This window comes from Parasutterella sp. St.1A3 (assembly GCF_059728705.1).
Window position 1 is genome coordinate 2,368,780 of record NZ_BAAGFK010000001.1, and the last position, 14,935, is coordinate 2,383,714.

The 14,935-nt window shown below is 50.3% G+C and carries 10 protein-coding genes; all 10 read right to left on the reverse strand.

Translation table 11 applies throughout. The annotated features are described in order from the left end of the window. Positions 1–13: 13 nt before the first annotated feature. On the reverse strand, positions 14–652 hold the full coding sequence (hisH, locus tag AC6I1F_RS10980; RefSeq protein ID WP_160335836.1) for an imidazole glycerol phosphate synthase subunit HisH: 639 nt from the start codon (positions 650–652) through the stop codon (positions 14–16). Then, a complete protein-coding gene (hisB, locus tag AC6I1F_RS10985) occupies positions 649–1,239 on the reverse strand; it encodes an imidazoleglycerol-phosphate dehydratase HisB (protein WP_160335835.1) in 591 nt (196 codons plus the stop codon). Before hisB ends, hisH begins: the two co-directional genes overlap by 4 nt. An 8-nt stretch (positions 1,240–1,247) precedes the next feature. After that, positions 1,248–2,558, reverse strand: a complete 1,311-nt coding sequence (gene hisD, locus AC6I1F_RS10990; protein WP_160335834.1) for a histidinol dehydrogenase — start codon at positions 2,556–2,558, stop codon at positions 1,248–1,250. Further along, the gene (gene hisG / locus AC6I1F_RS10995) at positions 2,555–3,193 is read right to left on the reverse strand and encodes an ATP phosphoribosyltransferase (RefSeq protein ID WP_160335833.1); all 639 of its coding nucleotides are present in this window, start codon (positions 3,191–3,193) and stop codon (positions 2,555–2,557) included. The genes hisD and hisG overlap by 4 nt, the downstream gene beginning before the upstream one ends. Further along, positions 3,190–4,443 (reverse strand): UDP-N-acetylglucosamine 1-carboxyvinyltransferase, encoded by a 1,254-nt coding sequence (gene murA, locus AC6I1F_RS11000; RefSeq protein ID WP_251569788.1) that lies wholly within the window; start codon positions 4,441–4,443, stop codon positions 3,190–3,192. The genes hisG and murA overlap by 4 nt, the downstream gene beginning before the upstream one ends. Positions 4,444–4,640: 197 nt before the next feature. Beyond that, positions 4,641–6,275, reverse strand: a complete 1,635-nt coding sequence (gene bcsG, locus AC6I1F_RS11005; RefSeq protein WP_160335831.1) for a cellulose biosynthesis protein BcsG — start codon at positions 6,273–6,275, stop codon at positions 4,641–4,643. A 14-nt stretch (positions 6,276–6,289) separates the two neighbouring features. Next, positions 6,290–7,381 (reverse strand): cellulose synthase complex periplasmic endoglucanase BcsZ, encoded by a 1,092-nt coding sequence (bcsZ, locus tag AC6I1F_RS11010; RefSeq protein ID WP_160335830.1) that lies wholly within the window; start codon positions 7,379–7,381, stop codon positions 6,290–6,292. A 13-nt stretch (positions 7,382–7,394) separates the two neighbouring features. Then, on the reverse strand, positions 7,395–9,665 hold the full coding sequence (gene bcsB / locus AC6I1F_RS11015; protein WP_160335829.1) for a cellulose biosynthesis cyclic di-GMP-binding regulatory protein BcsB: 2,271 nt from the start codon (positions 9,663–9,665) through the stop codon (positions 7,395–7,397). Positions 9,666–9,752: 87 nt separating this feature from the next. Further along, the gene (gene bcsA, locus AC6I1F_RS11020) at positions 9,753–12,425 is read right to left on the reverse strand and encodes a UDP-forming cellulose synthase catalytic subunit (RefSeq protein ID WP_160335828.1); all 2,673 of its coding nucleotides are present in this window, start codon (positions 12,423–12,425) and stop codon (positions 9,753–9,755) included. Between the two features lie 822 nt (positions 12,426–13,247). Continuing rightward, complete coding sequence (locus AC6I1F_RS11025; protein ID WP_251569786.1) at positions 13,248–14,924, reverse strand: IS1634 family transposase; 1,677 nt, start codon at positions 14,922–14,924, stop codon at positions 13,248–13,250. Positions 14,925–14,935 lie beyond the last annotated feature (11 nt).

A 14,935-nucleotide genomic window follows, 5' to 3' on the forward strand; every position in this document is an offset into this window, starting at 1 on the left:
TTTCTTTCAAGATTTAGTCAGGATTCCAAGTCAGGAAATTTGCATAAAGAGCGAGACCGGCCGCGGCGCTTTTCTCCGGGTGGAACTGTGTGGCAAACACATTGTCCTTAGCCACCGCAACAGTGACCTCTTTTCCGTAGAAAGTAACGCCCGCGATCAGACTCGGATCTTCGGGTACTACATAATAGCTGTGGACGAAATAAAACCAAGCGCCGTCACTAATGCCGTTCCACATGCGGTGCGGTATTCTCTGAGAAACTCGGTTCCATCCCATCTGCGGAACTTTAAGACGAGCTCCGCTCAGGTCGGTTTGATTAGAAGGAAAACGAACCACGTTTCCTTTGAAAATGTCCAAACCGCCGACATCGCCTTCCTCGCTGTGCGTGAAGAGCATCTGCTCTCCGATGCAGACCGCAAAGAAAGGTTTGTTTTTTACAGCATCGCGAACCGCTTCTTCAAGACCGGTGCGGCGAAGATTCGCAATGCAGTCGGGCATCGCGCCCTGGCCCGGGAAAATCACGCGGTCGGCCTTCATCACATTCTCAGGCAGCGCAGTCACTTCAATCGTGGTGCCAAGCGGCGCAACTTTTTCGACCACCTTGCTGACGCTGCGCAGATTTCCTGAACCATAATCAACAATCGCTATTCTCATAAAACGCCTTTCGTCGAGGGAACACGGCCCATTGCTCGTTCGTCCGGGGCAGCGGCAGTACGCAGCGCGCGTCCGAAAGCTTTAAAGACGGACTCACACTGATGGTGCGCGTTCACGCCCCGCAGGTTGTCAATGTGCAGCGTAATCTTCGCGTTGTTGACGAGCGCAAAGAAAAATTCACGCGGCAGCTGCGTATCCATCTCTCCGATCATCGGAGCGGTAAAGTCCACGTTCCAGACCAAATAGGGACGTCCCGAGAAATCCATAACGACGCGGGAAAGCGCCTCATCAAGGGGCACACAGCTTTGGCCGAAGCGCGTGATGCCGACTTTATTGCCGATCGCCTGAGCAAGACACTGGCCCATCGCGATGCCGATATCTTCAATCGAGTGGTGACCGTCAATCCACAGATCGCCTTCGCACTTGACGTACAAATCGATCATGCCGTGACGGGCGATCTGATGGAGCATATGATCAAAAAAACCGATACCGGTGTGGATGTCGGCCTGTCCGGAGCCATCCAGGTCCATCTTCACAATAATTTCGGTTTCCGCTGTCCTGCGTTCAACCTCGGCTGCTCTGTTCATAATCCGTCCTATTTCTTTTCAAGTTCGCTGACGCGGTACATCGAGCTTGCAGAGTGCGCTGTGAGGAATTCGCCGCGGGCCAGAACGTCGGCAACATGACCAAGTTTTTCCGCGCCCTCTTTGCTGACCTGAAGCACGCTCATGCGCTTCTGGAAATCCCAAACACCAAGCGGGGAAGAATAACGGGCGGTTCTTGATGTCGGCAGAACATGGTTCGGGCCGGCACAGTAGTCGCCGAGCGCTTCACAGGTGTAGGCGCCAAGGAAGAGCGCGCCGGCGTGGTGAATCTTGTCGGCGTATTTTTCCGGTTCTTCGACGGAAAGCTCAAGATGCTCCGGAGCAATCGTATCGGCGACACGGCAGGCCTCATCAATAGAGTCCGTCACAATGATGGCGCCGCGATTCTTCAGGCTGGCTTCAATGATTTCCTTACGGCTCATATTCGGAAGCTGACGTTTAATAGACTCTTCCACCTTGTCGGCAAATTCGGCGTCCGGCGTGAGCAGAATCGCCTGAGCCAGCTCGTCATGCTCGGCCTGACTGAACAGATCCATCGCAATCCAGTCGGGGTTGGTCTTACCGTCGCAAATCACGAGAATTTCAGAGGGGCCCGCGATCATATCGATGCCGACCGTACCGAACACATAACGTTTGGCAGCAGCGACATAGGCGTTGCCCGGTCCGACAATCTTATCAACCGCAGGAATCGTTTTAGTACCGTAGGCCATTGCGGCGACCGCCTGAGCTCCGCCGATGGTGTAGCACTCCTTAACGCCGGCAAGCGCAGCAGCAGCCAAAACCAGCTGATTGGGTTTGCCGCCCGGAGTCGGAACCACCATCACGATTCTGCCGACACCGGCCACGTGAGCCGGCATAGCGTTCATCAGAACGGAAGACGGGTAAGCGGCCTTACCGCCCGGGACGTACAGACCGACAGAGTCCAACGGGATATAACGAATACCGAGCTTGGTTCCGTCTTTTTCGGTGATCGACCAGCTCTGACCGATTTCATGCTCATGGAAAGAACGAATTCGCTGAGCGGCGGTCTTAAGCGCCTGTTTCTGATCTTCAGGAAGCGTCTCGAGCGCTTTTTTAAGATCCTCTTCGGTCAGAAGGAACTCTTCCATGCTTTTGGCGTCCATATGATCGAAGCGATTGGTGTATTCAAGCACCGCCTCGTCGCCTCTTTTACGCACATCCTCGACAATCGCCTCGGCTCTGCGCGTAATCTCCGGATCAACCGAGGAGTCCACAGCGACCAGTTCGGAGAACTTCGCAGCGAAGTCCGCATCCTTTGTATTCAGTCTTCTAATGATCATTTTTTCACCGTTTTTTCGAAAATTTCAATCAGCGGCAAAATCTCCTGCCGCTTTAATTTCATTGCCGTCTGTCCGACAATCAGTCGAGAAGACACGTGATCGATTGTTTCCACTTCCACCAAATCATTCGCTTTGAGCGTCGCGCCGGTGCTGACCAAATCAACAATCGCGTCGGAAAGACCCGCGATCGGCGCAAGCTCCATCGAGCCGTACAGCTTGATCAAATCCACATGAACGCCGATTCGCGCGTAGTAGTCACGCGAATACTTCATATACTTCGTCGCAATTCTGAGGCGCGCTCCGCGTCTGACCTTGCTTCGGTAATCAAAATCGCGGGGACAGGCAACGCACATGCGGCATTTCGCGATATTCAGATCGAGCGGAATATAAAGTCCGGAGCCGCCGTGTTCATACAGTGAATCCTTTCCCGCGACACCCATGTCCGCCGCGCCGTACTGCACGTAAGTCGGCACGTCGCTTGCGCGGACAACCACGATGCGCAGATCCGGGTTATTGGTTCCAATAATCAGTTTGCGGGAAGTTTCCGGGTCTTCCAGAGGGTAGATGCCGGCCGCCGCCAAAAAGGGCAGCGTTTCCGTAAAAATTCTTCCTTTAGATAGTGCGAGCGTAATCATTCTTTGACTCTCTTGATATCAGCTCCGAGCGCTCTGAGCTTTTCCTCCATCTTTTCGTATCCGCGGTCCAGATGGTAAATTCGATCGACGGTGGATTCTCCGTCTGCGGCAAGCGCCGCGATGACTAACGCCGCGCTCGCGCGCAGATCCGTCGCCATAAGGGGCGCCCCGGAAAGTCTGGATACGCCACGAACCGTCGCGGTGTGTCCGTCAATTGTTATGTCGGCACCGAGTCTCTGCAGCTCGGGCACATGCATGAATCGATTCTCAAAAATGGTTTCGTCCACACGGGCGGCCCCTTCAGCGATGGTGTCAAGCGCCATAAACTGCGCCTGCATATCAGTCGGAAAAGCCGGATACGGCGCAGTACGAATATCAACCGCTTTCAGAGTTTTTCCGGCGCCCGCTTCAATCCAATCGTCCCCGAAAGTAACTTCGGCGCCCGACTCTCTCAGTTTGTCGATGACCACGGCAAGATCTCTCGGATTGCAGTGCGTCACACGGGCTTTTCCGCCGGTGGCGACCGCGGCAACCAGGAAGCTTCCGACTTCAATGCGGTCGCTCATGACCGTATGCGTCGTGCCGTGCAGCTTCTCAACGCCTTCAATAATGATTCGATCGGTGCCCGCGCCCTGAATCTTTGCGCCCATGGCGTTCAGACAGTCGGCCAGGTCGACCACTTCCGGCTCACGTGCCGCGTTTTCCAGTACCGTTGTACCTTCGGCGAGCACCGCGGCCATCATCAGGTTTTCCGTTCCGGTCACCGTCACCATATCGGTCACGATAAGAGTGCCTTTAAGCTTGTCGGCCGAGGCGCTGACATAGCCGTGGTCAATAGTCACCTCGGTTCCAAGCGCTTTCAGGCCTTTGATGTGCTGATCAACCGGTCTTGCGCCGATCGAGCAGCCGCCGGGCAGCGATACCTTGGCCTTGCCAAAGCGCGCGACAAGCGGGCAGAGCACAAGAATAGATGCCCGCATGGTCTTCACCAGATCGTATGAAGCTTCAGTGGATGTAATGTTCGACGCTTCGATCGTAACCGCGTGGTCCGAGCGCGTCACTTTGCAGCCCAGATCTTCCAAAAGTCTGAGCATGGTTTTGACATCGGCCAAATCCGGAAGATTATGGAAAACCATCGGCTCTTCCGTTAAAAGCGATGCGGCGAGCAAAGGAAGCGCCGCATTCTTTGCGCCGGAGGCTCTGATTTCCCCGCGCAGCGGTTTTCCGCCGGTGATAACTAGTTTTTGCACTGAGCAACTCCAAACAAAACAGTTCGAGTGCGCCGAACAAATACGGTCACACCCATAACACATTGAGTTTATAGCGATAGCAAAGCGAATTGGCGCTTTGCAGCGCTTTTTTTTCAAGATTTATTTATCTCGGGAGCAAGACATGAAAAACCGCGGGACAGCTTTTTTCCGCCAATCCCGCGGTCTCACCCGATCTTCTACTTCGCGTATTCTCTCCAGTCTCCGCTGTCGAGCTTAACGTAGTCTTTTCCGTTGTAATTGATGACCTTCGCATTGGCGTTCTCAGAGACAGAATGCGTCTGAGGAAGCCCCTTCACCAGCTCTTCGAGCGTCTCAGAGCCCTCCGGTTTGCCAAAGAAGTTCGTCTCAAGCACGCGTCCGATCAGCGTGCTGATCGCAAGATAACTGGTCTTTTGCGTCACATTGACCGGTCCGCCCTGAGGCTGGATGCCGATGAACTTCACGAGCGCGGGCACATGTGTAATGGACGGGCTCGGGATATCGCGAAGATGTGCGACCTGAACCTTGTCGCCCTGCTCGGCGGCGCCATGCTCGGGCACAACCACCAGCATGACTTTGCGGCCGCTCTTTTCAATATCGGAAATCAGCGTATCCAAATCATCCAGCATCGCTTTGGCACGCGGCTTAAACGGTGCAAGACGGCGTTTGCCGGCAAAACGGTTGCCGTCATGCAGCGCAATCAGATTCACGAAAGTCGCGCTCTTATGATCGCTGCTCTCAGCTGTCTTTTCCCAGTCTTTAAAGACCGCTCTGGCGTCTCCGATCGGTTCCTCATCAAAGGAGTCATAGCGCTTGGGATACTTCATTTCTTCAAGACGCGGCGTCAGACCGGCCAAGTGTCTGAGGCTCTGATAGAAGTTGTCGTATTTGCCGCTGTGATCCATGAACACATACTGGTTGTAGCCGAGATGACCGAGTCGGCTCATGATTTCGCAGTCGGGATTGCGCCCTTCATACAAATCCTCGTGCGAGGGCTGTCCGCAGGCGGACTTCAGCAGACGAAGCGCTGCAGGACCTGAGTACGAAGTTGCCGAATTAAAGTTCTCAAATCGAATATTGAACTTCTGCAGCACTTCATGATTGTCCAGGCCCACCGCTTTCAAATCCGAATTGGAGAGCGAACAGATATTCAGAAGAAGAATATCAAACGGAGTATCGGTCTTCGGCAAAGAGTCAGGCCATACCGCACGGCGATCCTTCTCAGTGTCGTGGAACGTCTTAAGCCACTCGTCAAGATTGCGGGATGTCGGATCAAGCGTCTGCGGAATCAGATCGCTCTTAACCTCTTCTGCGCCTTCTTTTTTAGCGCTGTCGGCTGCAGCCACGGTTTCCGCCGGCACCGGAGCGGGCCGCTGAAACAGCGGCTGCCATACCGGTGCGAGCAGCAAAATCACCAGATAGCCGATTGTGAAGGTCGTGACGCGCACATAATCGCGGATCGCATAATAGACCACAATCAGCACCAAGCCGATACCGATCATCTCGAAATTAAGGAAGTTCAGCAGTGAATCCACAATGTAGCCGGTCTCCATCGCCGCGACATTGTGGAAGTTTCCCTTGATGCTTTCAAGTCCCGGCAGCCAGCTCTCGCTGTAAACCAGCGCGAATGCCGCGCAGACAGCCGCAAGAGTTCTAAGCCATCTCAGCCAGCGGTTCTGCAGCGGGAACATGACAAAAATCAGCAGAAGAACGTTATGCAGAAGATTCAGCGTGAGATAGCCGAATCCCGCAAGAAGAAATTCTCCGATGAAAAAGACGTTCCAAAGGCCGAGACCTTTCCACTTTTCCTTTTTATTACCCGTCGACGCCATGTTGTCTTCTCAAATTAATTCGGAGTCTTGGTATCGATAACGAGATCGTTGCTCGGAATAATCAGACGGCCCTTCTCGTCAAAAGCAAACGCTCGGTAATCGAAGCCGAGACCGAACATAATCAGGCAGTTGCGATAGTAGTTCACGCCTGTCATTTTAGTCGATGTGAGTACCGTGCGAATAATGGCGCCCGCTTTGTCGCTGCTGACGTAAGGAAGGAAGCACGCTCCGAAAGCGTCCACTTCCCAGCCGCTGAAAGTCATATCGCCGAGATTCACCTTTTCAGGCGGCAGATTCGTGCGTCTGACCGCATCAATCATAGGACCGTAGTGCTTGGCCAGAAGTTCGTAGTTCTGATCTTTCGGAGAAAGCATGGACGCCCACAGGTAAGTGCGGATTGCGTTGTAGCTGCCTTCCATTTTGTTCGGATCGACCAGGCGGCCGCTGCTGTCAAATTTTGCCCAGTCGGGTGCGGCTCCGTCCGGGGAGCTGCGGATCATCGCGTTAATCAGCCCTTCCAGAACCGGCTGCCAATAAGGATCGTGCTCGGCAAAGCGACGAAGGATCTGCGGCGGATAGTAGCTCGGGTTGATCGTGATGATGCCTTTATCTTCAAAACCGACCCGCCCCGGCAGGATGACTTTGCCGACATTGGGAATATCACGAACAAGCTCCTTGAGCTTTGCGAGGTAGTCGTTCGCGCGCGCTTCATACTCAGGCGCGTTCCAAATACGGGCCGCTTCAAGCAGTGAATACGCAATCCACATATCGGAGTCGGTCGCGTTATTTGTATCCATAATCTTGCCGGGATTTTCCATCTTCCCATCCGGAATGCCCCAAAGCCAGGATGGCTGATCCTTTCCTAGATTGTTTTCAGACCATGCAAAGACCTGATCAAACGTCTTACGATCATTGGCGACAAGCGCGTAGAACATGGCGTAGGACTGACCTTCCGAAGTCGTGATCAGGTTCTTCTCACTGTAATCAACGACACGGCCTTCTTCCGTAACATTAGTCGACTTAAATTCGTCCCAAAGATCCCAAGCCAGAGCCTGTGTCGAAAACGCGGCTGACAGCAGGCAGGCGATAAGTAATTTTCTTTTCATGTCGATCTGCTCCTTAATGACGCCGGCTGCGGTATCTGATAATTGAGTGCATCAGATAGTAGATTCCGCCTGCAAACAGGAGGGCGCAAAGTAATGTGAAAAGAACCAGCAGAAGTGGCTGATCCAGCAGCGAGTACCAAACACGCTGATGCCAAGGGAGCGACCCGGTGTAATAAGAGGGGCCCGCCTCAAAGCTTGAGGGCACTGCGTTGGGTCTGAAAATTGCGACACTCCCGCCGACAACCTTGAGATCCCCGGGATTCATCAGACGTTTATTGAGAATAAAACTTCCGTCCTGTCCGTCTCCCATCAAAGTAACGACGGAGCGGCCGCTACTGTATGGCGATTCATACTGCGCCATCGCGGCGATACCAGTATCCTCGGTCACAAGTGTTCGACCCGTATTGTCCGCTTTCTCGCTGAATTGATTTTTGTCGTTGCCGCGCATCTTTTCAAGAAGCACCTCCGGCTCAAGTTTTTCCAGTCCGGAGAGATCCTGACTGGTTTCGGCAAAAACTAAAATATCCTTATCTTTTGCGTTGCCGTTGCGTACTGCGGAATCAACTGTGACTTTCGTAGCTGGATAGCCGATCTGAGCACCGATTCGCCCCATTGTGTTCAGCATAGTTGAAACAACGTTTGCCGGCGCCTGATCTCGAATCAGAACAAGCGTCTGGGAAAGATCCGCGTACTTGGAGAATGGGAAGCCGCTGACGGTGAAAAGCTTCAAATCCGGCAGGCGCGCAAAGTGGTAGAACCCAGAAAAATCAATGGTCGAGTTCGGATCGATTTCCACCTGATTCGGAATCAGTGCGACACTCTTGCAGTTTTCCGTCGTACCTCCGGAGACGCTAAGCGCGTACTGGAAATCAAACGTCATCATGTTCTCTGCCGAAAGCAGACGGCTCGGAATCGATGTGTTATTCCACAGATTCGCCAATCCGTTCAGCATAGAGAACTGAGAGGCGAAGGAATTGCTGTTGGTATCCGGCTTCAGCTCGTAGGATTCCACCAGCTGATCGTTCAGTAAAAAGCGCATCTGAGCCGCTTCGCGGTTCGTGGGCTTGGTGTAGCGGTAACGAAGATCGAGATTAACGTTGCTGCTAGTCACCATAAACAGGTCCGGCGGAAGCTTAACTTCGAGCTTAATGGGAGCCGGGTGCAGTCCAGTGCTTGTCAACTGACCGCGATACTTAGCAATTTTGTCAAAGCTGACTTTTTCGCCGGTCGGAATCCATGCGGGCGCGTCATACGCTTTTCTATCGGGAAGCGCACTGAAGCCTTCGATTGTCACAAGACCGCCAGCGATCCCCTTATCTTGCGCAGCGAGGTAGCGCGCGGCCGTCAGCAGATCGTCCTCATTGCGCCCCGCGATCACAAGAATCTTGGCGAACATAGTGTTGGGCGCGTCCACAACAGAAACTGTCGGCGCATTAACCTTCGGCAGGAACTTCAGAAAGTCCGGACGACTGTCGTTGGTGACAAAGGCAACAAAATTCTGATCCGACGGCTGCTCGTTGTAATAAACCGGAAAGTCAATGCCGCGCCATTCCGCCTTAACACCTGCCCAGGAAGCGACCACTGCGGCAGCCTGCTTCATCAGATTATTTGGAGCCGAAGCAAACACAACCGGCAGTGTTGTAGCCGACGGGCTCAGCGTGTTGACAAACGGTGTCGGAATAAGCGAAAGATCATTCGCAAGACGAACCATCTGAGTGCTGAGCGTAAGGAAACTTGACGAATCCACAGTCAGCCAAAGCGAGGGGTTGGAAACCGAACCGCAGACGTTCGTATAGGCCCCTACAAATTCCAGCGTAATGCGGTTAGTCTCCTCAATCTGCTTCGGATTGAAATCAACGGTTGCTGAAACCTGACTGCCAAGCTGTTCCTTTGTCACGGGCAGAGACTTCTGAAGCTGACCGTTCAGATAGACATTCAGTTGACTCTGCTGAGGGATCAGTGCCGGCGACGGGGTGTAGCGCAGAGTTACAGACGCCTTGGAAATCACTTCGTTTTTAGGCGAATAAAAACGAAAGGAGCGCTCGTTGTAGATGCCCGTCATCTTGATCTGATCGATCATGCCCTCGGTGGAGTAGCTAAAGAGCGGAGTATCGCGGCGAATGACCGGAATCTGATCCACTCTAAAGTTCGGCTGAACATCTCTAATATAGGTCGGCTCGAGCTGGGCGGAGAAGGCGGGGTTGCCTAATGAGCCGATGACCGCACTGAGAACACAAAGCGTTGCGCCTTTCAGGGATAAATGTAGCCTTTGCGTAAAATTCATATTTTTCTGGCCTAGAACTGTGGTTTATCTATATATGTTTTAAAGATTGTACGTCTTTCTTATCGTTTTCACCTGTTTCTTCCCTTCTTAGCGCATTAATTGGGTATGCTCCGAGTCCTCAAAAGGAGAGTTTTTACTGTCCTTGCGGAACTCGGGGAAGCGGGGAATAAAACTAATCACTTCGCGCACGCACCAGCTGACAGACTTAAAGAACCAACCGACGGAGTTGGAAGAATAATTTGCAAAAGAAATTGCCCCAAGTTTAGCTATCTGCAGGAGCGATTCTGCGCCCGAGAGCATGCCATAGGGCTTGACTTCCGACTGCTTCTGAATCCAAATATCCGGCGTCCCGAACGTCGCACTCACATAGTGCATTTCCTCAACTCGTGTATCCTGTCGAACGATAACTTCCAAAACACCTTTATCAAATACCGCGTCGACCACGCAATGAAATGAGTATCCCGGATGATGTTTAGTACCAAATGTCATCGTGATTTCCTGATTCGGTTCAAAGAACTGAACATCCTGCGGGTTGATCGTAATCACACAGTCCTTCTGGGAAAAGGCAGCAAGCTTGGCCGATATATTCTTCTCCCCGACTTTGAGCTGAACCGACGTCTTAAACGCAATACGCGGGAACTTTCGCTTCTGAACGCTTTCCACGCAAACAGCCATCGCTGCAAAAAGGATGACCAGGTTGTATGCGATCCAGACTAAGTTGATCAGAATCATCATGACCTCATAGGAGCTCGCGCCGATCATTCGATATATACCGATCAGGAAACCCAACATATTCAAAGAAAGCAAAAGCAGATACGGTTTCGAGACTGCCCAATCCAGATACGCTTTATCAATAACGCCGCCCTTTGCTGTTACGTTGAATTTTCCTTTGTGCGGCGCAATGAGTGCAACCAGGGTCGGCACAAAGATGTACCAGGACAGAATGGTTTCGTAGAGTGCGCTGACAAAAGGAAAACGGTAACCTCGGTGAATCGCGTACGTCGTCATAGTTGAATGCACCATGTGTGGGACCAGATAGACGAAGATTGCGATTGCGCTTGCATAGATCACGTAGACATCGGCAAAAAGGAACGGGAGCGGTGCAATCAGGAAAATAATTCTCGGCAGACCGTGCAGAAAGTGGATCATCGCATTCAGAAAGCACAGACGCTGCGGTATCGAGAGACCTTTCCCAAACAACGGATTATCCAGTCGGAAAATCTGAACCATGCCTCTGGCCCAGCGGATGCGCTGACCGATATGCGCAGCAAGCGTCTCCGTACTCAGCCCTGCTGAAAGCGGCGTGCTGAGGAAAGCCGAGCTCCAGCCCTTACGGTTGAGCTTCAGTGAAGTATGAGCATCCTCCGTCACAGTTTCTACCGCAATGCCGCCCACCTCTTCGAGCGCTTTGCGGCGCATGATAGCGCAAGAGCCGCAAAACATCGTAGCGTTCCATGTGTCATTGCCTTTCTGAATGAAGTCATGAAAGAGTGAATTCTCATTCGGAACGTTGTCTTTCAGGTGCAAGTTTTTCTCAAACGGATCCTGAGAATAGAAATGATGCGGCGTCTGAACCAGCGCAACTTTCGGATCCTTGATAAACCAGCCCATGGTCTTTTGCAGAAACGTACGCACAGGGACATGGTCACAGTCAAAAATGGCGATAAATTCCCCATTGGTAATGCTCATCGCATGATTGATGTTTCCTGCCTTAGCATGATTATGCTTTTCCCGTTTAATGTAGTGAGCGCCCACTTCGGCAGCAAAATCCTCAAATTCTTTACGGCTTCCGTCATCAAGAATATGCACGTTGAGCTTAGATTTTTCCCAATCCTGACAGAGCGCCGCGTAGACAGTTGGCTTCACCACATCCAACGGTTCATTATATGTAGGAATAAAAATATCGACTGTCGGCCACTGTGACGGCTCTTTAGGTATCGGAGCGGGTTTTCTATCCAACACCCAGCAGACTTGGAAGTAGCCCAGAAGCATCACAATAAAAGCGTAAGTCTCCGCCAAAATCAGAAGCCAAGTGAAAATCACCGACGTATAGCTGTTGGGATTGATAGTTTCGCTATAACGCCACCAAATATAGCGAGAGGAAACGATCACGGAGATCACGATCAGCATAAGCAGCGTCAAACGAGTATGCGCTTGAAAAAGCGTGAGCGCGATTGTTCCAAGAATCAGCAAAAAGATAATTTGTTCGTCCAGACTAAAGGGCTGTGTCACGCAGAGCACATAGAGAAAGAGTCCGACAATAAGAAGGAAGCCAATAAATATTTTTTTCCCCAGAGAAATCTTCCCGGCGGAGTCTCTATGCTCAGGCAAATCGATTTTTTCCGATACCAGTGACTTAGAAAGACGCTCGGAAACACGGCGGACAAGGCGGTTCGCTTTCTTTGCCGCCATGACGGTCCAGCGGAAAAGAAAAAAGGTAGAAAAGTGACTATTCTTAGACTGCCGAAGCGCGGTTTCTTCTTTACTTGATGCAAAAAGCATCAAGAATATCAGCTGGATAAACACCCTGACGGAATCCAGAGGACGAAGCCGATGAAAGTTAATCTGCGGAAAATAGAAATCTTTGCCACGTTTAAGCCTCTGAAAAACCGGCGACTCGATTGGAAAAAGCAACCAGGCGGCTCCCAAAGCCAACAAGTTAATAAAATAACTGACGCCGCCGGTCGTGTTTGACCGCAAATAGTTAGAGACTCGCGATATTCGGTCTTTGGCTCCGTTAATCAGGTCAAAAAGAAGCATAGCAGGCGGTAAGTTTTGTTATTTGTTAGTTAATAAGTATAAGTGCTGAGAGGTATAAGAAATCAAATCTGTGTTGCTCTGCACTGTTTCAAGCTCACAAATACCATATTTCTTCTGCCCCTATTCTATTCAATGAACTTACCTCTAAAAATGCATCACATGGCAAGAAGGTTCCGTGGTGAGATAGATACATTCACTTGAGACTAAGAGATTGGTTCAATACTTATTCAATGGAATGGAGGAGTATCGAGAAATTGAGCAACTATCGGGGGTTCCGAAAGATATTCTGCGTTTAGAGAAGGCTAATCTCGCATAACTAAAGATTGGATTGCTTCCGAAGAGCACCATCCTCTCTTCCCATCAGTGAAAGAGAAGGAATAGTTAAGCAAGTCTTCGTCACGAACTTTCGCAAGTTCTATTGCGAAACAGAGAAGTTCCGATCCGCAGTATAGGCAGCTGAGTTCTATGGCCTGGAATCTCGTTCAATTCATCGGTAAGTTAAACCCGAATACAAAAGACATGCAACAGCTGGGATAACAAAAGACCCGAAGACGGGCATGTACGCTACTCGATTACATCTGTTCTAGTGTACGCCCTTTAATCCAAGAATGGAACTGAGAATTCATCACCTACATTGAAGATCACACACCAACTCATTCATTATAAAGTTATAAAATACAATAAGTTATCTTCCATAATGTGATATCGAGTAACTTTACAAAAGTAAGAAATAATTCAGATTTTGTTACTTCCCTCCAACCAACCGCATACCGACGTTTTCTTGAATGGTTGATACCGAATTTAGAACCTGAATTCCCGCTCCTAGATTACAAAAATCGGGGCGGGGATTTTTATTTTCAACTTCTGCATAAGTTCCTTGTAACGCTTTGGGATCTCGTGCCAGAGATATGTGACTTGGCCCTCAGGAGCGAACTTATAGACGGTTAATGCATTAAGTTCACTTATCAGGCGTGGAGCTTGCTCAGGGTCAATGTTGGCGTCCTGCATCCGCTTATGCAGCATCAGTCTTAAACTCAGAGCTAAATACGTGACAAAGACCTTTCCATCTAAAGCTCTCTGCAAACACCTCAATCTTCTGCCGCCGCATCTATCTTTGTAGTTATTAAACGCTTTTTCGACGGTGTCCTTTTGACGGTAAATGTTTAGAGCTTCATCCGGTAAGGAAATTCTGTCAGAACCAAGAAAGAAGAAACCACAACTCTGGCAGAACTGAGCCCAAGCCGGAACATTAAAATCATATTTGACCTTGCCGTCGTCATCTTTTCCGCGTTTGAAGAATTGCCTGAAATACGGAGAGTTAGGCACTTTCCCATTTTTCAGACGCAACTTAAAACTTTCGACTAATTGAGTCATATTCATGACATAGTCAGCTTCTCTTTCTTTGCTGTAATAGATATGGATAAACAACTTGTCCTGTTCGGCGCCATATTTTCTTGTGTTGGAATACCATTGAATTTCGCGCGTTGCACAAAAGCAGTTAACACTATTTTTAAATGCTGCCGGCAAGCATAGTCTGAGTGATCCTGCCACCTCCTTAAAAGTTTGCTCAACAATTTTTAGCTCTGAACGAAGTCCACAGACAAAGCCTACGTGATTGCGGAACATAATTTGCAGATTATGTTCAGAGCAGAACCCTCTATCCAACACCAGGTTGACATCTTCCGCATCAAGTTTAGCCAGCTGGATAAACAGGTTCTTCAATAAAACAACATCAGCAATAGAACCGTCCAGCACCTTGTAGTAAAGCGGCTCGGCTGTCTTCTCATCGATCAGCAGCGCCAGCTTTAGCGTGGCCATGTCAGGGTCTTCTTTGTTATGCCCATAGGCAACCTTATGAATGGTTTGTGAGAAAGAAGACACTGAAGTGGTATCAAATGCCCAGTAACTGTTCTTGTCCAATGCTTTATTGGAGGCAAGACGCAGCTTCAGATATTGCTCGACAGAGGGTTGATAATCGATGGATTCAAATATTTCGGAGATTCTTTGAGAGGGTATAGCGGCAGTCGGATAGAGAGAGTTTTGCGCTATTACATCGTAGTTGGAGACGGTGGCGTCAGGATGGATAACTAAGAATATCGCTAAGGATAGTAACTCTTTCCAATGCTCAGGAAAGACGACCTTTAAGGCTTTAGTTATTCCCGATTGCTTGGCAATTTGCTCTAATACATAGCTGGCTCCGGCATTGAGTGCTTCCGACCGGTTCAAAACAATTTGTGCCACCGGAAGGCTGACTTCTTCAATACCAACCGGACAGAGTTTGTTATCGGTAAAAGTTAGTTCAACATCCTTGTATTGAGGATTGTCTCGAAGAAATTTCCTTCCCAATTCCACCTTGCCGTCAATCAGGCGCCCAAGGGTAATTCGGTGTTTGCTATAAGAACGCTGTTTGACCGGATCCCAAGCATTTTGAAATTGGTACAGATAGTCCTTGCCCTTGATATTTACCTTGATGACATGCTCAATGGTCTTCGCAAGCATATGAATCCCTC

What these genes read in the sequence shown, in the direction of transcription:
- hisH (WP_160335836.1), bottom strand. Translation starts at nt 652, where the DNA reads ATGAGAATAGCGATTGTTGATTATGGTTCAGGAAATCTGCGCAGCGTC.
- hisB (WP_160335835.1), bottom strand. Translation starts at nt 1,239, where the DNA reads ATGAACAGAGCAGCCGAGGTTGAACGCAGGACAGCGGAAACCGAAATT.
- hisD (WP_160335834.1), bottom strand. Translation starts at nt 2,558, where the DNA reads ATGATCATTAGAAGACTGAATACAAAGGATGCGGACTTCGCTGCGAAG.
- hisG (WP_160335833.1), bottom strand. Translation starts at nt 3,193, where the DNA reads ATGATTACGCTCGCACTATCTAAAGGAAGAATTTTTACGGAAACGCTG.
- bcsG (WP_160335831.1), bottom strand. Translation starts at nt 6,275, where the DNA reads ATGGCGTCGACGGGTAATAAAAAGGAAAAGTGGAAAGGTCTCGGCCTT.
- bcsZ (WP_160335830.1), bottom strand. Translation starts at nt 7,381, where the DNA reads ATGAAAAGAAAATTACTTATCGCCTGCCTGCTGTCAGCCGCGTTTTCG.
- bcsB (WP_160335829.1), bottom strand. Translation starts at nt 9,665, where the DNA reads ATGAATTTTACGCAAAGGCTACATTTATCCCTGAAAGGCGCAACGCTT.
- bcsA (WP_160335828.1), bottom strand. Translation starts at nt 12,425, where the DNA reads ATGCTTCTTTTTGACCTGATTAACGGAGCCAAAGACCGAATATCGCGA.
- AC6I1F_RS11025 (WP_251569786.1), bottom strand. Translation starts at nt 14,924, where the DNA reads ATGCTTGCGAAGACCATTGAGCATGTCATCAAGGTAAATATCAAGGGC.